The organism is Micromonospora sp. NPDC049049, from assembly GCF_040649115.1.
Lineage (GTDB): Bacteria > Actinomycetota > Actinomycetes > Mycobacteriales > Micromonosporaceae > Micromonospora.
On sequence record NZ_JBEZEX010000005.1, the window covers coordinates 60,554 to 85,476 of the forward strand.

General features: G+C 72.0%; 20 protein-coding genes and 1 pseudogene. 5 read left to right on the plus strand and 16 right to left on the minus strand.

Features of this window, described 5'->3' with window-relative positions; translation table 11 throughout:
- Positions 1 to 35 precede the first annotated feature (35 nt).
- The 3 genes from AB0B68_RS07530 to AB0B68_RS07540 form a co-directional block, all read right to left on the minus strand.
- A complete protein-coding gene (locus AB0B68_RS07530) occupies positions 36 to 641 on the minus strand; it encodes a bifunctional 4-hydroxy-2-oxoglutarate aldolase/2-dehydro-3-deoxy-phosphogluconate aldolase (protein ID WP_357202874.1) in 606 nt (201 codons plus the stop codon).
- 67 nt (positions 642 to 708) lie between these two features.
- Positions 709 to 1,734, minus strand: coding sequence for a sugar kinase (locus tag AB0B68_RS07535; RefSeq protein ID WP_357258342.1), 1,026 nt, complete (start codon positions 1,732 to 1,734; stop codon positions 709 to 711).
- Between the two features lie 84 nt (positions 1,735 to 1,818).
- On the minus strand, positions 1,819 to 2,682 hold the full coding sequence (locus AB0B68_RS07540; RefSeq protein ID WP_355006735.1) for a S1 family peptidase: 864 nt from the start codon (positions 2,680 to 2,682) through the stop codon (positions 1,819 to 1,821).
- 170 nt (positions 2,683 to 2,852) lie between these two features.
- Between AB0B68_RS07540 and AB0B68_RS07545 the strand changes: the two genes are divergently transcribed.
- A complete protein-coding gene (locus tag AB0B68_RS07545) occupies positions 2,853 to 4,031 on the plus strand; it encodes a low temperature requirement protein A (RefSeq protein ID WP_357258346.1) in 1,179 nt (392 codons plus the stop codon).
- A gap of 10 nt (positions 4,032 to 4,041) precedes the next feature.
- Here AB0B68_RS07545 and AB0B68_RS07550 read toward each other — a convergent pair whose 3' ends face one another.
- The 12 genes from AB0B68_RS07550 to AB0B68_RS07605 form a co-directional block, all read right to left on the minus strand.
- A complete protein-coding gene (locus AB0B68_RS07550) occupies positions 4,042 to 4,614 on the minus strand; it encodes a nucleosidase (protein WP_357202886.1) in 573 nt (190 codons plus the stop codon).
- 37 nt (positions 4,615 to 4,651) lie between these two features.
- Positions 4,652 to 7,390, minus strand: coding sequence for an Hsp70 family protein (locus tag AB0B68_RS07555; RefSeq protein WP_357258349.1), 2,739 nt, complete (start codon positions 7,388 to 7,390; stop codon positions 4,652 to 4,654).
- Between the two features lie 102 nt (positions 7,391 to 7,492).
- On the minus strand, positions 7,493 to 7,951 hold the full coding sequence (locus tag AB0B68_RS07560) for a GNAT family N-acetyltransferase (protein WP_357202892.1): 459 nt from the start codon (positions 7,949 to 7,951) through the stop codon (positions 7,493 to 7,495).
- A 10-nt stretch (positions 7,952 to 7,961) separates the two neighbouring features.
- Positions 7,962 to 8,774, minus strand: coding sequence for a TetR/AcrR family transcriptional regulator C-terminal domain-containing protein (locus AB0B68_RS07565; RefSeq protein ID WP_357202895.1), 813 nt, complete (start codon positions 8,772 to 8,774; stop codon positions 7,962 to 7,964).
- Positions 8,775 to 8,816: 42 nt separating this feature from the next.
- The gene (locus AB0B68_RS07570; RefSeq protein ID WP_357258353.1) at positions 8,817 to 9,368 is read right to left on the minus strand and encodes a DinB family protein; all 552 of its coding nucleotides are present in this window, start codon (positions 9,366 to 9,368) and stop codon (positions 8,817 to 8,819) included.
- A 52-nt stretch (positions 9,369 to 9,420) separates the two neighbouring features.
- Positions 9,421 to 10,143: a dihydrofolate reductase family protein gene (locus AB0B68_RS07575; RefSeq protein WP_357258356.1), complete on the minus strand. Its 723-nt coding sequence runs from the start codon at positions 10,141 to 10,143 to the stop codon at positions 9,421 to 9,423.
- Entirely contained in the window at positions 10,140 to 10,832 is a 693-nt protein-coding gene (ribA, locus tag AB0B68_RS07580; RefSeq protein WP_357258360.1) for a GTP cyclohydrolase II, read from the minus strand. Before ribA ends, AB0B68_RS07575 begins: the two co-directional genes overlap by 4 nt.
- 58 nt (positions 10,833 to 10,890) lie before the next feature.
- Complete coding sequence (locus AB0B68_RS07585; protein ID WP_357258363.1) at positions 10,891 to 11,829, minus strand: lysylphosphatidylglycerol synthase transmembrane domain-containing protein; 939 nt, start codon at positions 11,827 to 11,829, stop codon at positions 10,891 to 10,893.
- Positions 11,830 to 11,896: 67 nt separating this feature from the next.
- Positions 11,897 to 12,715, minus strand: a complete 819-nt coding sequence (locus tag AB0B68_RS07590; protein ID WP_357258366.1) for a class I SAM-dependent methyltransferase — start codon at positions 12,713 to 12,715, stop codon at positions 11,897 to 11,899.
- On the minus strand, positions 12,712 to 13,758 hold the full coding sequence (locus AB0B68_RS07595) for a glycosyltransferase family 4 protein (RefSeq protein ID WP_357258369.1): 1,047 nt from the start codon (positions 13,756 to 13,758) through the stop codon (positions 12,712 to 12,714). Before AB0B68_RS07595 ends, AB0B68_RS07590 begins: the two co-directional genes overlap by 4 nt.
- The gene (locus tag AB0B68_RS07600; protein ID WP_357202916.1) at positions 13,755 to 14,153 is read right to left on the minus strand and encodes a 6-carboxytetrahydropterin synthase; all 399 of its coding nucleotides are present in this window, start codon (positions 14,151 to 14,153) and stop codon (positions 13,755 to 13,757) included. Before AB0B68_RS07600 ends, AB0B68_RS07595 begins: the two co-directional genes overlap by 4 nt.
- 2 nt (positions 14,154 to 14,155) lie before the next feature.
- Positions 14,156 to 15,139 (minus strand): zinc-binding alcohol dehydrogenase, encoded by a 984-nt coding sequence (locus AB0B68_RS07605; protein ID WP_357258372.1) that lies wholly within the window; start codon positions 15,137 to 15,139, stop codon positions 14,156 to 14,158.
- A gap of 343 nt (positions 15,140 to 15,482) precedes the next feature.
- On the opposite strand from AB0B68_RS07605, the pseudogene AB0B68_RS07610 reads away from it, so the two are divergent.
- A pseudogene (locus AB0B68_RS07610) lies at positions 15,483 to 16,451 on the plus strand (choice-of-anchor A family protein); the annotation flags it as partial.
- A gap of 726 nt (positions 16,452 to 17,177) precedes the next feature.
- The gene (locus AB0B68_RS07615; protein WP_357258632.1) at positions 17,178 to 20,186 is read left to right on the plus strand and encodes a hypothetical protein; all 3,009 of its coding nucleotides are present in this window, start codon (positions 17,178 to 17,180) and stop codon (positions 20,184 to 20,186) included.
- A 296-nt stretch (positions 20,187 to 20,482) separates the two neighbouring features.
- Here the strand turns inward: AB0B68_RS07615 and AB0B68_RS07620 are convergent, their stop codons facing one another.
- Complete coding sequence (locus tag AB0B68_RS07620; RefSeq protein ID WP_357258376.1) at positions 20,483 to 22,306, minus strand: glycoside hydrolase family 35 protein; 1,824 nt, start codon at positions 22,304 to 22,306, stop codon at positions 20,483 to 20,485.
- Positions 22,307 to 22,388: 82 nt separating this feature from the next.
- Between AB0B68_RS07620 and AB0B68_RS07625 the strand changes: the two genes are divergently transcribed.
- Both AB0B68_RS07625 and AB0B68_RS07630 read left to right on the plus strand, forming a co-directional pair.
- The gene (locus AB0B68_RS07625) at positions 22,389 to 23,402 is read left to right on the plus strand and encodes a substrate-binding domain-containing protein (RefSeq protein WP_357202925.1); all 1,014 of its coding nucleotides are present in this window, start codon (positions 22,389 to 22,391) and stop codon (positions 23,400 to 23,402) included.
- 154 nt (positions 23,403 to 23,556) lie between these two features.
- Positions 23,557 to 24,879: a carbohydrate ABC transporter substrate-binding protein gene (locus tag AB0B68_RS07630; RefSeq protein ID WP_357258379.1), complete on the plus strand. Its 1,323-nt coding sequence runs from the start codon at positions 23,557 to 23,559 to the stop codon at positions 24,877 to 24,879.
- Positions 24,880 to 24,923: the final 44 nt, after the last annotated feature.

Consider the following 24,923-nt stretch of genomic DNA (forward strand, 5'->3'; position numbering starts at 1 on the left):
GAGGGGGCGCGGGAGGGAGGGAGGGAGGGAGGGGGTTAGGCGGGGCGGGTCAGTTTGGCTAGGGCGTCTAGCTGGGTGGGGTCGGAGAGGGCGGAGCCGACGGCCACCACGCGTACGCCCGCTTGCAGGAACGCGTCGGCGTTGCTGGCATCCAGGCCGCCGGTGGCGACGAAGCGCAACTGCGGCAGCGGGCCGGCGACGGCCTTGAACCAGGCCGGCCCGAGGGCGATCGCGGGGAACGCCTTGAGCCAGGTGAGGCCGTGCCGCAGTGCCTGCTGGGCCTCGGTCGGGGTGGCCACACCGGGCAGGTGCGGCAGGCCACGTGCGGCGGCGGCGTCGGCGATCGCGAGGTCCAGGCCGGGCGCGACGGTGAACCGGGCACCCGCGTCGGCCGCCGCGGCGACCTGGTCGACGTCGAGCACGGTGCCGGCACCGACGATCCGGTCGCGCTCGGCCCCCGCCTCGACGGCAGCCCGCAGCGCCGGCACCGCGTCGGCGGTGGCCACCGGAACCTCCACCACGTCGATGCCGAGGTCCCAGGCGCGCTCGGCGAGCCGAACGGTCTCGGCGACCGGCAGGCCGCGCAGGATCGCCATCACCCGGGCGCCGCCGAAGATGTGATCGAAGTCCGGTGCGGTCATGGTGCACTCCATCCGATGTCGCGGTGGGACTGTTGCTGCTGGTCGGGTCGCAACCCGGCGGCCGGGCTCAGGTCGTCGCCCCCGGCTGGGTCAGGTCGAGCGGCGACCAGGCGTCGGCGGGGGCGTCGATGAGTTTCTCGAACCAGGTCCACGGCGGTACGGGGGCGTTGTCGCCGCTGCTCGTCAACGCCTGGGCGGCGAGGAGGTGGCCGAGGCGCAGCCGCCGTACTGGGTCGAGGCCGCGTAGCAGCCCGGCCAGGTAACCGGCGGCGAACGCGTCTCCGGCGCCGACCGGCTCCACCACTGTCACCCGGGGCGCGGGCACGAAGACCGGTTCGGCGTCGCGGACCAGTGCGGTGGCGCCCACCGCGCCGTCCTTGACCACCACCGTCTGCGGATCGGGCAACACCTCGCGTACGGCGGTCGGGTCGGTGGTGCCCCACAGGGTCTCCGCCTCGTCCTGCCCGACGAAGACGAGGTCGCAGCGGTTGGCGAGGTCGCGTAGCACCGGTGCGGCCTGCTCGGCGGACCACAGTCGGGCCCGGTGGTTGACGTCGAAGCTGACCAACGCCTGCGCCAGCGGCCGGTCGGTCACCGCGTGCTCGACAAGCGCCCGGCAGGACGCGGAGAGCGCCGGGGTGATTCCGGACAGGTGCAGCACCCGGGCACCGGCCAGCGCCGGGGCCGCCAGCGTGGCGGGGTCCATCCGGGCGGCCGCCGAACCGGCCCGGTAGTAGTGCACGGCGGTCCCGTCCGGGCCGGGGTCCTTGACGTACAGGCCGGTGGGGGCGGTCGGGTCCACGCAGACCTGGTCGACGCGGACGCCGGCGGCGGCGACGTGCCGGACGACGGCCCGACCGAAAGGGTCGTCGCCGACCCGGCTCACCCAGGTCGTCACGTGTCCCAGGCGGGCCAGGTAACCGGCCACGTTGGACTCGGCCCCGCCGACCGAGATGCCGACCCGCTCGGCGCGCTCCAGCGGCTCACCCGGCGCGGGGCAGAGCACCACCATCGTCTCCCCTACCGCTGCCACCTCGATCGACGGAAGGCCGGCCGGGACACTCGGCTGGTCAGGTCGGGGGGCGGTCGGCATCGGGCACACGTCCTCGCGGCGGGGGTGCTGGGCGTCGCCGAGCCTAGGTGTCCCGCGCGGGACGGGCAAGCGGTGTCCCGCTGGTCAGGGCAACGTCAACCCGTACGCGGCCAACACCTCCGCGATCGGCTGGTAGTAGGTGGTGCCGCCGGCCGTGCAGTTGCCGGTGCCGCCGGAGAGGATGCCGAGGATTTTGCCGGTGGAGGCCACGTAGAGCGGTCCGCCGCTGTCCCCCGGTTCGGCGCAGATGTTGGTGCGGATCAGGCCGTAGATCACGCCGGTGGCGTAGTTGACGGTCTGGTTGAGACCGGTGACGGTGCCGCAGCGCACGCCGGTGGTGCTGCCGCTGCGGCACACCGCCTGACCGATGTACGCGCTGCCGGGGCCATTGATGGTCACCAGGCCGGGGTAGGTGTAGACCGCGCTCGGGTGGGCGATCCGGCCGGTGTAGCGGATCAGCCCGTAGTCGTTGGTGGGGTAGCTGGTTGCGGTGCGGGTACCGAGCACCGTGGTCTGGGCGCTGTCGGTGTACCAGGTGGCGGCGGCGGTGGTGCAGTGCCCGGCGGTGATCACGTAGTAGGTGCTGCCGCTGCGCGCGTTCGCGCCGAGCGAGCAGCGCGCGCCGCCGCCGCCGTAGATGCCCTGCCCGCCGGCGATCAGCGGGCGCAGGGTTCCGGGTTCGCGGCGCAGCAGCACGCCGGCCCGGTCGGTCACCAACCGCAGCGCGGCCACCTCGCTGGGGGCCACTGTGTCGTCGACGGTGAGGGTCATCCGGCCGGTGGCGGGGTCGAGACCCCAGGCGGTGCCCGCGGTGCGTACCCCGGTCAGCGTGGCCGTCGGGTCGGCGGCGGGCGCGGCGGCCCGGTCGGGGACGGCGGCCTGCGCCGCGCCAGGAGCGACGAGCAGCAGGGCGGTCAGGACGAGGGCGACCAGCGGGGAGCGGCGCATCCGAACCTCCGAAGAGATCGAAACTATTGGATGCGGTCAAGCATCGCCCGGCCTCCGACGCCCTGGCAACCTCCGGCCGCCCGCTTCCCCGACCGGCGGGAATCGCCGATCCGGGGACGGGCCGCGCCGGCACCGCCGATAATCCTCGAAGACACGGCGGGAGGCCGGGCATGAGCACCGGAGGCACCGCGGCACTGGTACGCCGGCCGGACGGGTCGACCCGGGCCACGTTGCTGGAGTTGCTCTTCGACGTGGTCTTCGTGGCGGCCCTCGCGCTGACCTCGACGCTGTTGACCGAGAACCTTTCCTGGTCCGGCGGCGCGAAGGTGCTGCTGATGTTGACGGCCATCTGGTGGACCTGGTCGGTCACCTCCACCACCACCGAGTTCTACGACCCGCAGCAACGCCCCATCCAGGCCATTCTGATGATCGCCATGGTCGGCTCGGTGGGGATGGCGGCGTCCCTGCCGATGATCACCGACGGGCACGCGATGATCTTCGCGGTCGCGTACGTCGGTACGCACATCTCTCGCGGGATCATCCTGATCACGACGTTGCTCCGGCAGCGCCACCGGGCGGCCACGATCCGGGCCACCCGGTTCCTGTTCTGGTTCGTGGTGTCCGGCGTCTTCTGGATCACCGGCGGGGTGACCGGCGACGTGAACTGGCCGCTCTGGACCATCGCCATCACGATCGACCTGCTCTCCGCGGCGGCCCGCTACCCGACACCCCGGCTGGGCCGGGTGCCGATCGACCAGTACGAGCGGACCACCGGGCACCTGGGCGAGCGGTACCAGCAGTTCGTCATCCTGGCCCTCGGCGACATCATCCTGGTGCCCACCATGCGGGTCAGCCGCACCGATCTCGACGGCATCCGGGTCACCGCGTTGTTCTGCGCCTTCGGCCTCATGCTGCTGATGTGGCAGGTCTACGTCTTCCGGGCCGGCGAGTTGCTGGAAGCCGGGGCGAGGGCGGGCCGGCCGACGCGGGTGGCCCCGTACACCCATCTGGTGATGCTGGCCGGCGTGGTCGGCACGGCGGCGGCGTTCGACCTGGTCGTCTCGCGGCCGACCGGGACGACACCGGCGCGGTGGCTCCTGCTGATCATCGGCGGCCCGATCCTGTTCGTGGTCGGCCGCGCGCTGTTCACCCTGCTCGTGTCGACGAAGATGCCGTGGTGGCGGTTGAGCTGCCTGATCCTGCCGCTGCTGGTGCTGCCCTGGGCCGGCCACTGGCCGCCGGTGCTGGTCACCGTGGTCGTGGGGCTGGGGCTGGCGGCTCACGTCCTGCTCCCCGGGGCGGCCCGGGAGACCACGCCGGGCCTGCGGTTTCGACAATCCGGCGACTGACCCTGCTCACTCAGGCGACGTGTCGGGCGGCCCACTCGGCGAGGTCCCGGGCGCACGCGTCCACCGACTCCTGCCAGCTCCGGGCCGCGCCGTCGCCCGCCTCGTCGCTGACCTGCTTGACCAGCCGGCACGGCACGCCGGCCTGCGCCGCGGCCCACGCCACCGCGTACCCCTCCATGTCGACCAGGTCGGCGCGCTGCGCCAACCGGTCCCGCTCCGCGTCGTCGGCCACGAAGGTGTCACCGGTCGCGAGCACCGCGCCCTCGGCGGCCAACGTCAGCGGCGCCCCGTAGGTCTCGCCGGTGAGCGTGCGCAGCAGGTCGGTGTCCAGGTCGTGCTGGAGCACCGTGGCGACCTCGTGGATGCCGACCAACCCGGGGCGCAACGCGCCCGCCGTACCCAGGTTGAGCAGCAGGGCAGGGCGCGGCCCGGCGGCCAGCACCGCGGCCACCGCGCTGGCGGCGTTCACCTTGCCCATGCCGGTGAGCAGGACCGGCAGCTCGGGCGGCAGGTAGCGGGCCTCCTCCCCCACGGCAAGAACCACCAGCGGACGATCGGCGCGGACCGTACCTCGAAGATTCACCGGAGCATCGTACGAGCCGACCGGTGGGCCGTCGACGTCAGTCGTCGGTGAAGCGGTACAGCACGAAGTCCTTCTCCGCGCCACAGGCGATCACGCGGGTGTTCCACGAGCAGGAGGAGCTGCGCACGTCCTTCAGCTCACCCAACTCGTCGACCTCCCCGGACTCGGCCCACACCCCGGCCAGCACCCGGTTGTCAGCGACCACGCTGGGCGCCTTGGCGAAGACCAGCAGGTTGCCCGCGTCCAGGCGGACCGCCACCCCGCCCCGGTCCCGCAGCACTGGCTTGCCGGCGGCGTCGAAGACGGTGACGGTCGGCTCCGGCAGCTCCCGTTGGGCGAGCACCTGCTCACCCAACGGGATTAGACCGGTCACGCCCGGCGCCGGCCAGCTGATCATGCGCTCGCCTTCGGTGACCGCCACCACCTCGGTGCGCGCGACGTCATTGTTCGGCACCTGCAACAGGCAGGCCCGCCGCTCACCGCAGGCCACCAGTTCCTTCGGGCGGTACTCGTCGTTGCCGGAGCGGTGCAGCACCACCGGCTCGGCGTCGGAGTTCAGGTCGTACGCGAGCAGCTGGTAACCACCCTCGTTGGCGGCCACGTACAGGCGGTCCTCGTGGGCGACCACGAGGTCATCGGGGTCGGCGACGCTGCCCCACTGGCGCAGCACGGCGCCGGATGCCATGTCGAGCAGCCGCACCGACCGGTCCGCACCCACCTGGACGAGTCGCCGCCCCTTGCTCGCCCACGGGTTGCGGGGCGTGCCGTCGAGAAAGGCCGGCCCGCCCGCCGCCGCGTCGGTGCCGACCGGTCGGACCACGGTACGGCCGCCGGCGTACTGGCCGCGGGGGTTGGGCTCGGTCCACTTCGCCGAGCCGTTGGTCAGGCGCAGACCGACCAGTTCGTCGGCGGTCCGGTCCACCAGCACCGCCGTGTCGTCGGCGAAGTAGACGTCGTCGTCACCACGCAGAACGCGCTGCCAGCGCTGCTCGCCGGTGCGGCCGTCGAGGACGGCCAGCGGTCGGGGGGTGCTGTCGCCCGGCGCGTCGGCGAGGACCGCGACCGCCCCGGGGACGGCGATGATCGCCTCCCAGTCGTTGGCCCGCACGTCGGTCTGCTCGCGCCACAACTCGCGGCCGTTGCCCGCGTCGACGGCCACCACCTCCAGCCGGTCGTCCGGCAGCGCAAACGCCAGGTAGGCCCGGTCGTCGAGCACCGCCGTCCACATGTCGAGCGGCCGTTCGGTGCCGGCTGACAGGCGGGACAGCTCGCGCAGCGAGGCGAACTCCAGGTTCGGATAGCGGTCCCGGGTCAGGTAGAGCGTCGCCGCGGTGGCCACCCCGGCCAGGGCCAGCACCGCGCCGAGCACCACCCAGCGCGCCCGAGGCCAGCGGGTCGCGCCGGCCGGCGGGGTCGGGGTGGCGCCGGCCAGGCCCGGCCCCGGGGGCGGGCCCGCCGGCGGGGTGGATCCCGGCCAGGGCTGCGACGGTACGACCGGCGCGAGGGCTCCGGCCGGGGCGGGCGAGCTGACGGGGCTCGGCATCGGCGGGCTCACGGGGCGCGGCGCGGGCGGGCTCACCGGAGAGGGCGCGGGTGGTGCGAGCGGCAGGCCCGCGTACGCCGGGGCGGGGAGCGGCTTGCGTAGCGGCAGGTCGGTCAGGGCACCCTCGGCCACCGGCAACTCGGGCTGGTCCAGCACCGTCGGCGCGATGCCCAGCTCGGCGTGGAGCATGCGGGCCACCAGCGGGATCCGTGACGACCCGCCCACGAGGAACAGCCCGTCGAGCTGATCGGGGCGCAGCCCGGCGGCGGCGATGACCTCCCGGGCCCGCTGCACCGCCCTGCGCAGCAGGGGCGTGGCCACCCGCTCGACATCCGCCCGGGTCAGCTGGATCGTCTCGGCCACTCCGGGCACCGCGACCGGGGCGACAGCAGACCGGGACAGGGTTTCCTTCGCACCACGTACCTCGTCCCAGAGCCGGACCTGGTCGCGGCGCTGCGCCGGATCAGCCGGTCGGGTGAGCCGGTCCCACTGCCCGGCGTGCCGCTCACCGACCAACTCGCCGACCCGCCGCACCAGCGCGGCGTCGAGGTCCAGCCCGCCCAGGTCGGGCAGGCCACCGTCGGCGACCACGCTGAAGCCTGAGTCGCCCCAGGGGTCCGCGCCCTCGTTGCGCAGCACGGCGACGTCGAGCGTCCCGCCACCGAAGTCGAACACCGCGATCGCCCCACCGACCGGCACCGGACGGTGCAGCACCTGCGTGTAGTACCGGGCGGCGGCCACCGGCTCCCGCAGCAGCCGGGTGCCGGGCGGCGTCGGACCGGCGAGGGTGTGCTCTGCCGCCTGCGGCCAGCCCGCCCGCAGCAGCGCGTCGGCGAGGACCTGCCGCCGCGTCGCGTCCCACGCGGCCGGGCAGGTGACCACTGCCGGCGGCAGGAAACCCACAGCGTTCACCGCCGCCCGGCCGACCGTCGCCAGCACCGCGGCGAGCAGCTCGGCCGGCGGGTAGGCGCGGTCACCGAGCTGCACTGTCGGCTCGTCCACCCGACGCTTGGGGTTCGCCTCGAACCGGGCCGGGTCGGCCTGCGCCAACCGGCGGGCGTCCCAGCCGGTGTGCAGGGTGCCGTCCGGGTCGGCGTAGACGGCGGACGGACTGAGCGGTTGACCGTCCATCAGCAGCGGACGGGTCCGCCCGTCCGGCCAGCGCAGCACCGCCACAGTGTTGGACGTGCCGAGGTCGATGCCGAGGGCGAAACCCTCGTGCTGGCCTGCCATTGCCCGATACCTCCGCCGCGACGAGGGGAACTCGACCCCGCATCGTACGCAGGCCCCGCCGCACCGCTGATCACTCGGTCCGGGGTGGTCGACGGCGTCCGGTCAGTCGGTGGAGTGGACGCCCACCACCTCGTCCTCGCTGGTCTCCCCAGTGAGCTGGAACCCGAGTTTCAGGTAGAACTGCTCCGGGCCGTCCGGCCCCGGCTTCCACGTCGTGTAGACGCGGTCGTGCCCACGTCGGCGGGCCTCGTCGCGGACGGCCTGTACCGCGAAGCGGCCGTACCCCCGGCCCTGGTGCTCGGCGGCGATGTTCAGCCGCCACAGGCCCGAGCGCCTGTCGTCCGACTGGGCCGGATCCCACACGATGTCGAAGAAGCCCATCAGGAAGCCGACGATCTCGTCATCCTCGACGATCAGACGCGGCCACGCGATCTCGGGCTGCACGTACGCCTCGGCGAGGGACCAGGCGACCGGAGAGGAGAACTTCTCCTGGTCGGGCCGCACGCTCACCCGGCACGCGGCCTCCACATTGTCCTGAGTGATCGTCTCCAGTCGCGGCACGCCGGTCAGCCTACCGAGCGGGGCTGTGCAGCAGGCCGTCGAGCAGACCGCGCAGACCGAACTGGAACCAGGTGTCCAGGTCGGTGTCGGGTCTGGTCTGCCCTGCCGCGGCCAGCCACTGTCGGTCCCGGGTACGGCCGGTCCGCTCCAGCCGGGTGCGGGTCGCCGACCACCAGGCGTGGTAGGTGGTGTCCCCGGGGTCACGCCGGATGAGCAGGGCCATGCCCTGGACGTAGCCGCTGAGCGCCAGGTAGGCGCGGAACGCCTCGGCCGGTGCATATCCGGCGCTGGTGAACGCCGCCACCACCCGGTCGACCATGGCGAGTACCGCCGGCCCCGTCGGCGGCCGGTCGGTGGCGAGGATGGCCAGCAGCCAGGGATGGCTGCGGTACATCGCCCACTCGTCCCCGGCCAACCGTTCGAGCCGTTGGCGCGGATCGCGCGGTAGTGGCGCGGTGCCGGGCGGATGAGTGGCGGTGATCCGCTCGGCCATCGCGGCGAGGAGGTCGGCCCGGTTCCGGACGTGCCGGTACACGCCGTGGGCGGGCAGGCCGGCGCGTTGGGCGAGGACCCGCAGCGAGACGGCGTCCAGGCCGCCGGCGTCCGCAAGCTCGACCGCGAGGGCGACCAACCGGTGGCGCGGGTCGCCGCCGGTCGGCGCGGGCAGGTCCCGAATCCGACGCGGGCCGCTGGTGGGGCCGTGCTCACGACGTCTCCGGTACGCGCGGGCCTGACAGCTCCGGGAGCAGTAGCGGCGCGGGCGCCCCCGGCCGGGGCCGACGGGCAGTTCGGCCTCGCACTCGACACACCGGACACTGAGCACGCCGCCTCCACTTTCGTCACGGCACTCCGTGTGACGAAACTACTACGGTCGAGCAGCCGGGCTGTCCGGATCGGTTCGTGTGGCGCGGAGCAGCCGGAGCTGACCGATCTCCGCGACGTTCTTCATCAGCTCCGAGTTGACCCAACCGATCGTGTGCGTGACGGTGTGGTCGGTCCCGTCCGGCCAGGGGAACGTCGCGATGCGGTCGAGGTCGCTGTCGCTGAGCTGGTCGAGAAGCTCCAACCATTCGGTGCGTAGACCACGCAGCCAGGCGACACTCGGCTCGCCCGCGCCCGGCCAGACAACGGCCGTGCGCTGCCGCGCTGATCCACCCCGGAGATGGTCCATCGCCACTGTCCACCACCAGCCGACGTGCCAGGTGAGCCAGCCGATCGTCGGCACCGGGACCGGGTCGGGTTCGGTGTCGGCCCAGTCCGGAGTCCAGGTGCCGTCGGTGCTCTGCCGCACCGACCAGCAGTGTGTGGCCGGCTCCCAGAGGAAGTCAGCGGGATCGAGTCGCTCCAGGTGGTACTCGAACAGCGACCACGTCAGGTCGAACTGCCAGCGCAGGAGGGCCAGAGGCGCTACGGACATCCGGAGATCCTCCCGGAACCCCACCCCCGCCGGCCACAGATTAACGCCAACCTCATGATCGACCGATGGGGTCGGCGGGGCAGCGGTCGGAGAGGGCGTAGCGGAGCAGCACCACGTCGCCGATCTGACGGGCCTCGGCCAGGCGGGCACGTCGACCCGGGTGCCAGGGGAAGCTACCCTCCCCCACGAACCGGGGCGCCCGACCGTCGCCGACGAAGAACGGGGCGACCACCAGGTGCAGTTCGTCGGCGAGACCGGCGGCGAGGAACTGGGCGTGCACCGTCCCGCCGCCCTCCACCATCAACCGCTGTACGCCCCGCGCGGCCAGGTCGGTCAGCAGCCACCCCGGGTCGACAGGCTCACCCGCGTCGATCACGGTGGCCAGCCGGCCGACCCGCTCCTCGGTCTTCTCGAGCGCGCCCGTGGCGCAGTAGACGAGCCGGGCCGAATCACCGGCGGTGAAGAAGCGGGCGGTCGGGTCGAGGTCACCCTGTGCGGTCAGGGTGACCTTGGTGGGTGAGGCAGGCCGACCGGCCGCCACCCGCTCGTCGCGGCGACTCGGCGAGCGCACCAGCAACCGAGGGTCGTCTCGTCGGACGGTGCCGGCGCCGACCAGAATGGCGTCGCAGCTGGCCCGAACCGCATCGACACGGTCCAGGTCCTCCTCGTTGGACAGCAGTAACCGCTGCTCGGAGGCATCGTCGATGTACCCGTCGATGGAGGCGGCACAACTCAGCAGCACGTACGGCCGCGTGTGCCCCGGCCGCCAACTCATCGGGAGACGGGCCGCTCAGGAGTACGACCCGCGAGCACATCGGCCGCCTCGACCGCCTCGACCTCCGCTGCCTTGGCGGCCTTGGCCGCCAGGTAGCCCGCGTTGGCCGGCGAGAGGAAGACGCTGGTGAGCACCCGTTCGGCGACGTCCACGCCCAACCGGGTCAACTGCTCGGCCTTGTCCGGGTTGCTGCTGAGCAGTCGGACCCGCGGCACACCCAACGTGGCAAGCATCTGCGCGGCGACGGTGTAGTCCCGCTCGTCCTCGCCCCGGCCCAGCGCGACGTTGGCCTGGTAGGTGTCCAACCCGGCGTCCTGCAACGCGTACGCGTCGAGTTTGGCGTACAGGCCGATGCCCCGGCCCTCCTGGCGGAGGTAGAGCAGGAAACCGCCGGTCTCGGCGATCCGCTGGACCGCCTCGCGCAGTTGCGGCCCGCAGTCGCAGCGTTGGCTGCCGAACACGTCGCCGGTCAGGCACTCGCTGTGCGGGCGGACCAGCGGGGCTGCTCCCCCGGCGGTGACCTGGTCCAGGGCGCCCGCCCAGTCGCCGAGGCCGAGGGCCAGGTGCTCCCGGCCGTCCACCAGACCCTTGAAGGTGAACACCCGGGCCGTCGTGGTGTAGCCGTCCGGGAACGCCAACGGCACCGTGACCTGCGTGCGGATCGTGGCAACGGGCAATGCTTCGGGCATGGGACTCCTCTGTCCGGCGCCACCGTCGTCCGGCGACGCAAACCGTCTCACAACCGACTCAACATCCGCCGCCGGAGGCGGCTTCCCGGGCGGCGACCGGAATTCGACGTCGACGGGCCAGCAACACCGCAGCCCCGGGCAGGCTGGCCACCAGGATCAGCGCGCCGTAGACGGTGGCGGTGGCGACGCCCTCGGCCGCGCTGAGACCGGCCGCGCCGAAAACCCATGCCGCCACCCCTTCGCGGGGCCCGAAACCGGCCACGTTCAACGGTAGGCCCATCGCGAGCAGGGCGAGCAACGTCAACGGCAGCAGGCGGGACAGCGGGGCGTCCGACCCGGCGGTGCGCGCCGCCACCAGGAAGGTGGCCAGGTGACCGGCGACCATCACGGCCGAGGCGACCAGCACTCCGAACCAGGTACGCCGCGCCAGCAGCCCCGACCGTACGTCCGCCACGGCGGTGCGCAGTGCCGTCGCCCAGCGCGAGCCGCCACCGTTCGGGAGGAGCCGAGCCAACAGCACGACGGCCAGCCCACCGGCGACGAGCAGCGCGGCGGCGACCGGCAGGTACGGGCGGACCGGGGACGGGAAGGCGGCGAGCACCACCAGCGCGACCCCGACCAGGACCACCTGCCCGGCGGTGCGTTCCCAGACCACCGCGCGGATGCCCCGGCTGACGTCACCGGCGTCGCGGCCGTGGCGTACCGCGCGGTGCACGTCGCCGAGCACCCCGCCGGGCAGTGTGGCGTTGAGGAAAACGGCCCGGTAGCAGTGCGCCACAGCGGTCGCCAGTGGCAGGCGTACGCCGAGACCGCCGGCGACCAGGCTCCACCGCCACGCCGCGCAGACCGTGGTGAGCACACCGATGACCAGCGCCGCTGCCAACGCCGGCGCGTCGATCAGTCGTACTCCGGCGAGGAACGGGCCGGTGCCCACCTGCCACAGCAGGACGGCGAGCAGACCCACCCCGCCGACCACTCGTGCCCAGGCCCAGAACATCGGCGCCGGCCCTCCCCTTTGAAGATCGTCCACTTGCCCTAGTCCACGTACCCAGGGCGTGAACGGTTCATCCACCGGCGAGGAGGTCAGTGTGTTCGACGAGCACCGTGAGCCGGCCGGCCGCCGCGTCGGCCAGCCGACGGCGGGCGTACGCCTGGGCGGGTCCGGCCAGGTCGGGGCGCTGCTCGCAGGCGGCCCCGACCCATCCTCGGAACCATTCGGCGGTCAGGTCGGCCTGTTCCGGGCCGAGACGCCACGGGCTGGGCCGTTCCCGCACGTCGACGCCGCGCCGGACGAACGCGGCGGCGGTGGCGGCGGCGGCATCCGGGCCGAGCAGCCGCCGGCCCTCGACGGTACGCCGCTGGTGGTCGTTGAACGCGGCCTCGACCGCCTCGTCGAGCGGGTCGGCCGGGGTGAACCGGACCCGCCCGGTCACCGAGATGGCGAACAGGGCCGGTCGGCCGACACACGCCGCCACCACCCGCTCGACCTCCTCGGCGGTGAGCATGTCCAGCAGCGCGGACGCGGTGACCAGGGAACCGTCCGCGAGGTCGGCGGCGGTCAGCCGGGTGAGGTCGCCACAGCGGGTGTGGACGGTGACCGGGGCGCCGTCGGCGGCGGTCACTCCCCGCATGCCCTCGGCGGCCCGGGCCAGCAGGTCGGCGTCCCGGTCGTGCAGCACCCAGTGCTGAGGTCCAGGTAGCCGGGTGGCCAGCCAACGACTCATCGACCCGGTGCCGCTGCCCAGGTCGTGGATCACCGTCGGGGTGTCCCCGGTCAGCCGGGCCCGGACGGCATCGACCAGGTCCTCGGCACGCGCCGCCGCGTCGGCGGGTTCACGCAACCGCAGCCAGTCGGCGAACGGCAGGGTCTCCTCGGCGGTCATTCCGCCACCTCCTTCAGCACTCCGGCCAGCAACGCGGTGGTCACCGGCCAGTCGGTCAGGGTGTCGCGCCGGGCGAGAGCGGCACGACGCAGCCGGGCGCGCAGCCCGTCATCGTCGAGCCAGCGGATCAGAGCGGCGGCCAGCGCCGCCGGGTCACCGGGTGGGACCAGCAGTCCCGGGCGTTCACCGTCGGGCGCGTGACCGAGCGCCTCCGGCAGCCCGCCCACCTCGGTGGTCACCACCGGCAGGCCGCGGGCCAGCGCCTCGGTGACGACCATGCCGTACGTCTCGCCTCTCGACGGCAGCACCAGCAGGTCGGCGGCGGCGTAGGCGTCGTCCAACGCCGCGCCGGTCACCGGGCCGACCAGTCGTACCCGCTCGGTGAGGCCCGCCCCGGTCAACCTGTCGCGCAGCCGGTGCACGAGATCCGGTTCCCGGGCCAGAGAGCCCGCGCAGACCATCGTCCAGGACCTGCCGACCAGCGTGGCCAACGCGTCGACCAGCACGTCGTACCCCTTGTGGTGGGTGACCGCCGCGACGCAGAGCAACCGGTTGCCGGCCACCGAGCCGACCGCGGGCGGCGCGGGTCGCACCCCGGGCGGCGCGGCCCGGACCCGGCCGGCGAGGGCCGGGTGGCGGGCCAGCAGGGCGCGGCGGGTCCACTCGCTGGTGGTGACGACGGCCCGGGCGGTGGCCAGGGCGCGGGCTTCCGGCTCGTCGTCCAACGGCAGGTGCACCAGCAGCACCAGGCGCAGCCGACGGGCGTGCGGGGTGAGCAGGTCCGGCACGGCCGAGGCGATGAGGCCGTCGATCAGCACCACGGCGTCGTCGGGCGCGGCGGCGAGCACCGCGCCCAGCGTCGCCCGGTCGGGCGGGTCGGGGTGCGGCCACGCACCGGGCACCGGATGCTCGCGCACCGACCACCCGCGCTCGCCCAGCCCCGCGCAGATCCGCCGGTCGTAGGAGTTGCCGCCGCTGGGCGTGGCCGGATCGTCGATGTCACCGGGCAGGACGACGTGCACCGCCCGGCCCGCATCGGTCACAACGACCGCTCGTAGCTCGCCCAGGCGATGTGCGACTCGTGCAGGGTGACAGTGATGCCGCTCAGATCACGCGCCCCGGCGCCCAGCTCACCGGCGTGCACCCGCTCGACCAGCCGGTCCGCGACCGTACGGGCCAGCACCTCCGTGGTGGTGTTCACCCCGGCGAAGGCCGCCTCGTCGTCAAGGTTGCGGTAGGTCAGCTCGCTGAGCACGGCCCGCAGCTGCTCGGTGGCCAGGCCGATGTCCACAACGATCCCGTCGGCATCCAGGTCGGGCCGGCGAAACGTCGCGTCGACGACGAACGTCGCGCCGTGCAGGCGTTGGGCGGGCCCGAACACCTCGCCTCGGAAACTGTGGGCGATCATCATGTGGTCCCGAACGGTCACGCTGAACACTGTCACTCTCCGTCTTCGTAGGTGATGAGGTGGCAGAGCGCGGGCAGGTCGCCCGAGGTCAGTCTGGCGAGCACGTCGGGCAGCTCCGCGAAGCGCGACGCGCCGGTGATCAACGCGTCGAAGGCAGGGTCGTCGAGCAGGTCCAGGGCGAGCGCCAGTCGGTCGGCGTAACTGCGCCGTCCCCGTCGGGCGGGTGCCACCATGCCGACCTGGCTGCTGCGGACGCTGAGTCGACGGGAGTGGAACGCACCGCCGAGTGACACCTGCACCGGGCGGTCGCCGTACCAGCTCAGCTCGATGACCGTGCCCTCCGGGGCGAGCAGGTCCAGCGACTGTTGCAGGCCGGCCGCGGTGGCGCTGGCGTGCACGACCAGGTCCCGGTCACCGCGGGCGTCGGCCGGGCTGGCGAAGTTGACACCGAGGGCCCCGGCCACGCCGGCCCTGCGCGCGTCGGTGTCGACCAACTCGACGTGCACGCCGGGGAACCGGGCCAGCAGCGTCGCGACGCAACAGCCCACCATGCCCGCGCCGATCACGGTGACCCGGTCGCCGACCAGCGGCGCGGCGTCCCACAGCGCGTTGACGGCGGTCTCCACAGTGCCGGCGAGCACCGCTCGGGCGGCCGGCACCCCCTCCGGCACGGGCACCACGGCGGTGGCGGGCACGACGTACGCGCTCTGGTGCGGGTGCAGGCAGAACACCGTTCGCCCGAGCAACTCCGGCGGGCCCTGCTCGACGACGCCGACACTCAGGTAGCCGTACTTGACCGGGCCGGGGAACTCGCCCTCCTGAAACGGCGCGCGCATCGTGTCGTACTGGTCGGCGGGCACCCGGCCGGCGAAGACCAGCGTCTCGGTGCCCCGGCTGACACCGGAGTACCGTGCCCGGACCAGCACCTCGTCGGGGCCCGGGGCGGTCAGCGACACCGGCTGGATCTCGGCAACGCCGGGTTCGCGCACCCAGCAGGCGGACGCCTCGCGGATCACCGTCGCGCACCTCAGCTCTGCTCCGGGGCCGAATCGATCGGCCGTGTCGGGCCCCCGGTCGGGGGTTGTCGATCATAAACACGGAAGTTCGGTACGCACAGTTCGAAGCTCGCCCACCCCGTCCGCCATTCGGACAAAACCGATATAGGGGTGCTTTTGCCCCTATACGCTCCCCTGGCACATTCGAACCAACGGGGGCGTGATGAGTATTTCGTGGTGGGGTAGCCGCAGATCACGGGCGACGGCGCTGACAGCTGTCGCGGGTGTGCTGGCGCTCAACGGTCTGCTGGTGCCGGCTGGCCCCGACCGGATCAACCCGGTGCTGGCCGCCGTCGACGAGGCCGTCGGGCCGGTCGACCCGGTCGCCGAGGCGCTGAGCTTCGGCGTGATGACCGAGGGCAACGCCATTGTGAACAACGACGAGAACGAGGGAACCCTCGCCGTCGGCGGTGACCTCACCTTCGGCAACTATCAGCTCGCCGGGGCGACCGCCGGATCGTTCGTGGTGCCCGGCGACGCCAACCCCAGCGCCCTGGTCGTGGGTGGACGGGTCAACTTCGCCGGCAGCGTCGGCGGCAGCCGCCTCCAGGTGCTCTCCAACGGCTACGCCAAGGTCGGCAACCTGACCGGCACCTTCGTCCGCAACACCGACAACAACGGCGCCCAGGTCAACACCCGGATCCTGCCGACGAACGACTACGACGCCTCGCCCCGGGTGGAGCTGGTCACCCGGCAGCCGGTCCCCAGCGTCGGGCCGACCTCGCCGATCAACTTCGCCGGCGCGTTCACCGCCTTCCGGAACACCACGGCCGGCCTCGCCACCTGCGACAACACGGTCGTGCTGCGGACGCCCAACGGTGACGTGCTGCCCCGACCGATCCCGCCGGGCAGCAACGCCGTCGTCACGTTGACCCCGGGCGTGACGAACGTGCTCAACCTGAGCGCCGCCGACCTGGCCAACATCCAGATCCTGACCTTCGCGAGCCAGCCGACCGCCGCCACGCCACTGCTGGTCAACGTGGACACCAGCGGCGTCGGCAACACGTTCGCCTGGACCGCCCCGAACTTCGCCGGGATCGGCGGGCAGCAGGCGCGCTACGTCCTGTTCAACTTCCCGACCGCCACCGCGCTCACCCTCACCCCGAACGCCGCCACCGTCGAAGGCACCATCTACGCCCCCAACGCCAGCCTCACCGACCTCTCCTCCAGCAACACCGAGGGCAGCGTCATCACCCGTACACTGGACCACCGCGGCGGCGAGATCCACTACTTCCCGTTCAGCACCACGCTCGCCTGCGAGGGTGCCACCCCGGCCGACATCGCCCTGATCAAGTCGTCGACCACCGCGCTGATCACCAGCGTTGGCCAGCAGGTGCCGTACTCATTCCACGTGGTCAACACCGGCGGAGTCCCGCTGACCACCATCTCCGTCACCGACGTGCAGACCCCACCGTCGTCGAACGCCAACCTCGGCCCGATCACCTGCGCCGCCACGACACTGGCGCCCGGAGCGCAGACCGCCTGCACGGCCACCTACACCGTCACGCAGGCCGACCTGGACAACGGCGGGGTCACCAACGTCGCCACCGCACAGGGCAACCCACCGACCGGTCCACCTGTCGTATCCGACCCGAACTCCCTGACCATCCCGGCGCAGGCGCTCACCGCCGCCGTCACAGTGGTCAAGTCGTCCCCCACCACGTCGATCACCACGGTCGGGCAGCAGGTGCCGTACCGGTTCCTGGTCGCCAACACCGGCGGCCTGACCCTGACCAACGTCGCCGTCACCGACGTGCAGACCCCGCCGTCGTCGAACGCCAACCTCGGCCCGATCACCTGCGCCGCCACCACCCTCGCCCCCGGCGCGAGCACCACCTGCACCGCCACCTACACAGTCACCCAGGCCGACCTCGACAACGACGGGGTCACCAACGTCGCCACCGCGCGGGGCACCCCGCCCCGCGGCGGTACGCCGGTCACGTCGCCGCCCTCGACGCTGACCATCCCCGAGGCCGGGCTGCTGGCGTCGATCGCCATCATGAAGACCTCGACCACCACGTCGATCACTGCTGTCGGCCAACAGGTGCCGTACCAGTTCCACGTGCTGAACACCGGCGGGTTCACCCTCACCGGCGTGAACGTGACCGACGTGCAGACCCCGCCGTCGTCGAACGCCAACCTCGGCCCCATCACCTGCGCCGCCACCACCCTCGCGCCCGGCGCGCAGACCCTGTGCACGGCCACCTACACCGTCACCCAGGCCGACCTCGACAACGACGGCGTCACCAACGTCGCCACCGCACACGGCACCCCGCCCAGCGGCGGCCCTGTCGACTCGACGCCAGCGACGCTCACCATTCCGGAAAGCGGTCTGCTCGCCTCCATCGCGATCCTGAAGTCGTCCACCACCACATCGATCACCACTGTCGGGCAGCAGGTCCCGTACCGGTTCGACGTGGTCAACACCGGCGGGTTCACCCTCACCGGCGTGAACGTGACCGACGTGCAGACCCCGCCGTCGTCGAACGCCAACCTCGGCCCCATCACCTGCGCCGCCACCACCCTCGCGCCCGGCGCCACCACCACCTGCACCGCCACCTACACCGTCACCCAGGCCGACCTGGACTTCGGCTCGGTCCGGGACAGCGCGACAGCGCAGGGAACACCGCCCGGCGGTCGGCCGCCCGTGCAGTCGCCGCCCGCGACGCTGACGATTCCGAGCGACGTGGTCGTCCCCGGCATCTCACTGGTGAAATCGTCCACCACCACGCAGATCAGCAGCGTCGGCCAGCAGGTGCCCTACCGGTTCCTGGTCGCCAACACCGGCGGCGTGACGCTCAACGGCGTGAACGTGACAGACGTGCAGACCCCGCCGTCGTCGAACGCCAACCTCGGCCCCATCACCTGCGCCGCCACCACACTGGCACCGGGCGCGAACACCACCTGCACCGCCACCTACACCGTCACCCAGGCCGACCTCGACAACGACGAGGTCACCAACGTCGCCACCGCACACGGCACACCGGCCGGCGGTGAGACGCCCATCGACTCGGCACCCTCGACGCTGACCATCCCGGCGGCAGACCTGATCCAGTCGATCTCGCTGCTGAAGTCGTCCACCACCGTCTCGATCAACACGGTCGGGCAGCAGGTGCCCTACCGGTTCCTGGTCGCCAACACCGGCACCGTGACGCTGTCCAACGTGAACGTGACAGACGTGCAGACCCCGCCGTCGTCGAACGCCGACCTCGGCCCCATCACCTGCGCCGCCACCACCCTCGCGCCCGGCGCGAACACCACCTGCACCGCCACCTACACCGTCACCCAGGCCGACCTCGACAACAACGGGGTCACCGACGTCGCCACCGCACACGGCACACCGCCCGGCAGTGAGACGCCCATCGACTCGGCGCCGGCGACACTGACCATCCCGGACGCGGGGATCGTCGCCAGCATCCAGGTGGTGAAGACCTCCACCACCGTGTTGATCAATGCGGTCGGGCAGCAGGTTCCGTACCGGTTCCACGTGGTCAACAACGGTGGGCTCACGCTGACCAACGTCAACGTGACAGACGTGCAGACCCCGCCGTCGTCGAACGCCGACCTCGGCCCGATCACCTGCGCCGCCACCACCCTCGCCCCTGGGGCGAGCACCACCTGCACCGCCACCTACACGGTCACCCAGGCCGACCTCGACAACGACGGCGTCACGAACGTCGCCACCGCGCACGGCACACCGCCGGGCGGGGGTACGCCTGTCGACTCCCCGCCGTCGTCACTGACCATCCCGCAGTCCGGGCTCGTCGCCAACATCGAGGTGATCAAGGCGACCAGCACGGTGGCGATCGCCGCGCCGGGTCAGCAGGTGCCGTACACCTTCCTGGTCGTCAACAGCGGCGGTCTCACCCTCACCGACGTGACAGTCAACGACACTGTGCTGCCGCCGTCCGTCCGCGGCGTGCTCGGGCCGATCACCTGCGGTCCAGACAACATCCCGAACGGCGCGGTGACGTTGTCGCCGGGCGCCTCCATCCAGTGCCGGACGACCTACACGGTGACCGCCGAGGACTTCACCGGCTCGTCGCTGCGCAACGTGGCCACGGCCACCGGTACGCCGCCGTTCGGGCCGCCGCCGGTCTCCCCGCCGTCGCCGGTGGACATCCCGATCCCGCACCCGGCGATCGCCATCACCAAGTCGGTGACGCCCACGGTGGTGTCCGCGGCCGGTGACGTGGTCACGTACCGGTTCGTGGTGAGCAACACCGGCACCACGTCGCTCAGCGCGGTGACGGTCGACGAGACGGACTTCTCCGGCACCGGGACGCCCGGGGCCATCACCTGCGGCACGCCGCCGGTCGCCAACGGCACTGTCACCCTGGCCGCCGGGGAAAGCACCACCTGCACGTCGACCTACGCGGTCACCGCCGCGGACATCGAGACCGGCCGGATCACCAACACCGCGGTCGCGGTCGGCACGCCCCCGACCATTCCCGGCCAGGAGCCACCCGCACCGGTACGCTCCGCGCCGGCCTCAGCAGAGGTCACGGCCACCCGGGGCGCAGCGATCACGGTGGTGAAGTCGAGCAGCACCAACAAGATCGTCCGGCCGGGGCAGCACGTGCCGTTCCAGTTCGTGGTCACCAACACCGGTCAGGTGCCGCTGACCGGCGTGACGATCACCGACGCCCTGACCGCACCGGCCTCGGCGGCCAACCTCGGCCCGATCACCTGCGGTCCGGAGCGGACGCCGAACGGCACCGTCACCCTCGCCGCTGGCGCGGCCGTGACCTGCACGGCGACGTACACGGTCAGCAAGGCGGACTACCACCACGGGTCGCTGCGCAACACCGCGACGGCGACCGGCACTCCGCCGGACGGACCGGCGCCGATCTCACCCGAGTCCACGATCACCATTCCGGTGAAGGGCAAGCTCCCGGTTACCGGAACGTCGTTCCCGGCCGGACTCTGGATGGGTGCCGGCGTGCTGGCGGTGCTCCTCGGCGCGGCCCTGCTGCTGGTCGTCCGGCAGCGCAGACTCCGCGCCTGACGCGGACCTGATCGCGGGGGCCGGACCGGAGGGGAACCGGTCCGGCCCTCGCGGCACGTCACCCCCACGGCGGCAAGCAATCCGCTCCACCGCGCGATCAGTGAGCTCGGCTCCGCAGAGCTCACCGCCGCCGGCGGCCGCTCGACCACCCTGCCGCTCGCCGCCGCCGGCGGTGCCGTCCTGCTGGCGGCCGGCGTGGGGGTCCTCCTGCTGAAGCGTCGCCGCAAGCGCGCCTGACCGGCCTGTCGGGCCCCGGTCGCCCGCTCGCACGGCGGGCGACCGGGGCGGTCAGACGGTCATTCGAACTCCTCCACGTACTCCTCGGTGGGGCCCAGCTCGGGCTGGTCGCGCAGCTCCAGGACCGGGCCGAGGCGGTCGGTCTCCAGTACGACGATCGTGTTCTCGCCGGTCCGCAGCAGTGGCGCGGGGCAGTAGAGCGTCACCTGCGGGCCGATGTCCCAGTAGCGGCCGAGCAGGAATCCGTTGACCCAGACCAGGCCGTGCACCGAGCCGGGCAGTGCGAGGAAGGTGTCGGCCGGCTCCTCGATGTGCATCCTCGCCACCGCGAAGCCGGCACCGGTGCTGGCCGGTCCGGCAGCGGTGGCGAGGCGCAGGTCGTCCGGTGTCCACTCGGCCAGGGCGATCGGCGAGCTGGTCCAGCCGTGCACGATCCGGCGGTCGACGAGCACCGGCCCGAGCAGACCCTTGTGCTGGCCGACCAGTGGGCCGTAGTTGATCCGGCCGAGATTCTCCACCAGGATCTCCAGGCGCACGGCCGCGCCGGTGCCGTTGATGGGTATCTCCGGATGCTCGGCGTCGGCGACACCGATCGGTACGCCGTCGGCGAGGACGATCGCCCGGTCACGTACGTCGGTGAGGACGATGGTGTGCGCGCCCGTGGGGATTTTCGGGTGAGCGGTGAGCAGCACCATCCCGGCGTCCAGGCCGAGCTGCTCGAAGGTGGCCGGCCGTGGACCGGTCGACTCCGGCGTGCGCACGGCGCGCAGGCCGCTGATCAGGTCGGCGCGGTGGGTCAGCGGCACCTGCGTCGGCGGGAGCACCGGCATCCGTTCGGGCACTCGCAGCTGCCCGGTCGCGCCGAGGGCCGCGCGCATGGCGTGGAACTTGGCGGTCAGTGTTCCGTCCTCGGCGATCGGCGCATCGGAGTCGTAGCTGGTGATGGTGGGCTGAAGCCGGCCTCGGTCCGCGTTGGCACCGGCCCACAGGCCGAAGTTGGTGCCGCCGTGTGCCATGTAGAGGCTGACGCTTCCGCCCTCGCCGATGATGGCGTCGAAGGTGCGGACGGCGCTGTCCACCGAGCGGACGTGGTGCCGCTCGCCCCAGTGGTCGAACCAGCCGTTCCAGTACTCGGCGACCACGAATGGTTCGTCGGGCCGGCGCTTGGCGAACAGGGCACGGGCGGCCTCGGGCTTCGAGCCGAGGGTGGCCGCGGCGAGCGTCCCCGGCACCGTGCCCGCGTCGTGCATCAGCTCGGTCGGGCCGTCGGCGGTGAACAGCAGTTCGGTGATGCCGCGCTCGAGCAGGGCGGAGCGAATCCAGGGCAGGTACGCCCCGTCGTCGCCGTAGCTGCCGTACTCGTTCTCGACCTGCACCGCCACGACCGCCCCGCCGGCATGCGTCTGTTGCCGCGCGATGCGGGGGATCAGCTCGTCGAACCAACGTTCGACCGGCCCGGTGTACGCCGGATCGGAGCTGCGCAGGACCACGTCGCGGGCGGTGAGCCAGGCTGGCAGGCCGCCATTCGACCACTCCGCGCAGATGTACGGGCCGGGACGCAGGACGACGTCGAGGTCCTCATCACCGGCGAGTGCGATGAACGCCTCAAGGTCGCGCCAGCCGTCGAAGCGCGGCGCGCGGCCCGCGTGCGGCTGGTGGAAGTTCCAGGGCACGTACGTGTCGAGGGTGTTGAGGCCGAGGTCGGCCAGCCGCCGGATCCGGTCGCGCCACAGCTGCGGGTGGACCCGGAAGTAGTGCAGGGCGCCGGAGAGGATGCGGTGCGGGACGCCGTGCCGGTGGAGCTGACTGTCGCTCCAGCCGAGCGCGGGCGAGGGCGTGGTCGACGGTGTCACTGTGTTGCCCGGCCGGTTCGTCTCGATCATGGCGGAAGCCTATGTTACCCGTGCCATCTGTAACAATGGCGCTAGGATGCCGCCGTACCGGGTTCTCAGGAGGGCGGGGCGGATGACCGAGGCGACGATGCGTGGCAAGCAGCCGAGCATGACCGACGTGGCACGCGCCGCCGGTGTGTCCGCGCAGACGGTCTCGCGCACGCTGCGCGACTCGCCGAACGTCAACGCGGAGACCCGACGTCGCGTGCTCACCGCGGTCGAGCAGCTCAAATACCGGTACAACGGCGCCCCGCGGCTGCTCTCCTCGGGGCGGAGCTTCACCCTCGGCCTGGTCCTGCTCCAGGCCGGCGGGTACTACTCCCGCTCGGGGGTCACCGCCGGGGTGGAGGCCGCGGCCGGTCAGGCGGGCTACTCGGTGAGCATCGCGACCATCGCCGAGCTGGACACCGCGTTGATGGAGAAATCCCTGCTCAAGCTGTCTGATCAGGGTGTCGACGGCATCATCATCGCGGTCCCGCTGATCTCCGTGACCCAACGGATGGAGGACATCACCCGGGACATCCCGACCGTCACGGTGGACGGCTCGCGCACCACCGGCGCGCGGGTGCTGGGCATCGACCAGCACGAGGCGGGGCGCGCGGCGACCCAACACCTGCTGGACCTGGGGCACCGCCAGGTGTGGCACGTGGCCGGGCCGGATGAGTGGATCGAGGCACGGCAGCGTCGGCAGGGCTGGCAGGAGTGCCTGGCCGCCGCCGGGATCGACGCGCCGCCAGCCCTGGAGGGCGACTGGTCACCCGAGTCGGGCTACCGCCTGGGGCAGGTTCTCGCGATGATTCCCGAGGTCACCGCCGTCTTCGTGGCCAGTGACGAGATGGCCTTCGGTGTGATCAAGGCGCTGCGGGAGCGCGGGCGGTCGGTGCCGCAGGACGTGTCGATCGTGAGCGTGGACGACATCGAGCTGGCCTCCTACTGCCACCCACCGCTCACCACCGTTCGCCAGGACTTCTACCGCTCCGGGTCGGCCGCGGTCGCACTCCTGCTCGACACCCACGCAGAGGGCGAATCGCTGACGCCGGCGACCCTGATCGTCCGGGAGTCCACAGCGGCGCCGCGGACCCACTAACCGTCGTGCCGTCGGTAGATCGTTCTTGACGGGTCATGTTACGGGTGCCACAGTAACAACGCGCGGCCCACCTCAGTGATCTAGCGGACCGCGCCTCGTGCACGCCGTCAACTCCCGCACCGTTGTGCGCACCCGCCCACGGAGGACCACCCCCATGTTGAGAAAACCCATCGTCCTGGCTGTCGCCGCAGCGACAGCGATCAGTTTGCTCGCGGGTTGTTCCGGAGGCGACGACAGCGCCGACGGTAAGAAGACCCTGAAGGTCGCCGCCTTCGAGGGCGGCTACGGCCGGGACATGTACCTCCAGGTCGTCGAGGCCTACCGGGCGAAGCACCCCGACGTGGACGTTCAGCTACAGCTCTCGAAGACCCTTGAGGACGAGATCAGCCCCAACATGAAGGCTGGCAAGTTCCCCGACGTCGTGGTGCTGCCTCAGGGCCGCAAGGCCGCGCTCGCCGAGACGCTGGTCAAGGACAAGGCGCTGGAGGACCTCACCGGAGTCCTGGACATGACAGTGCCGGGCGAACAGTCCACCGTGCGGTCCAAGCTCGCCGACGGGATCGTCGGCAACCTCAACACCAACCCGTATAACGACGACAAGACCTACCTGATGCCGATGTACTACGCGCCGACCGGCCTGGTCTACAACAAGGGCCTCTTCGCGCAGAAGGGTTGGCAGGTCCCGACCACCTGGGACGACATGTTCAAGCTCGGCGACGCCGCCAAGGCCGAGGGCATTGCGCTGTTCACGTACCCGACCGCCGGCTACCTGGACTCGTTCTTCTTCGCGCTGCTCGCTGACGTCGGCGGTGAGCAGTTCTACAAGGACGCCATGACGTACTCCGAAGGTGTCTGGAAGACCCCCCAGGCGCGTCAGGTCCTGGACATCACCGCCAAGCTGCTGACCTACGCGTCGAAGACCACCGTCGGGTACGCGAACGAGCAGGACTTCACCAAGAACCAGCAGTCTCTGCTCGACAACAAGACCCTGTTCATGCCGAACGGCACGTGGGTCGTCGGCGAGATGAAGGACGCGCCGCGCGCCACCGGCTTCGAGTGGGCGATGGCCCCGCTGCCGGCGGTCAGCGCCGGTGGCAAGCGCTACCTGACCACCATCGTCGAGTCGGTCTGGGTCCCGAGTGGCGCCCAGAACAAGGACGCCGCGAAGGACTTCGTCGCGTACCTCTACTCCGACGAGGCCGCCGGCATCTTCGCGAAGGCCAACGCGATCCAGCCGATCAAGGGCAAGGCCGCGACGCTGGCCGCCGAGATCGCCCCGTTCTACCAGCTCTACGAGGACCCGACCATCTCCGCCCTGGTCGGTGGCTTCGCCAGCACCGCGCCGGTCGAGGGCGTGAACATCAAGGGCACGCTCTTCGACACCGCGAACAGCATCATCAGCGGCGACAAGACCGTCGACCAGTGGCAGACCGCACTGAACGACGCCAGCGAGAAGTTGCGGCAAGCGGGCAAGTGACGCCCTGGCGGCAGCCCGGGGACGGGCTGCCGCCGATCCTTCCC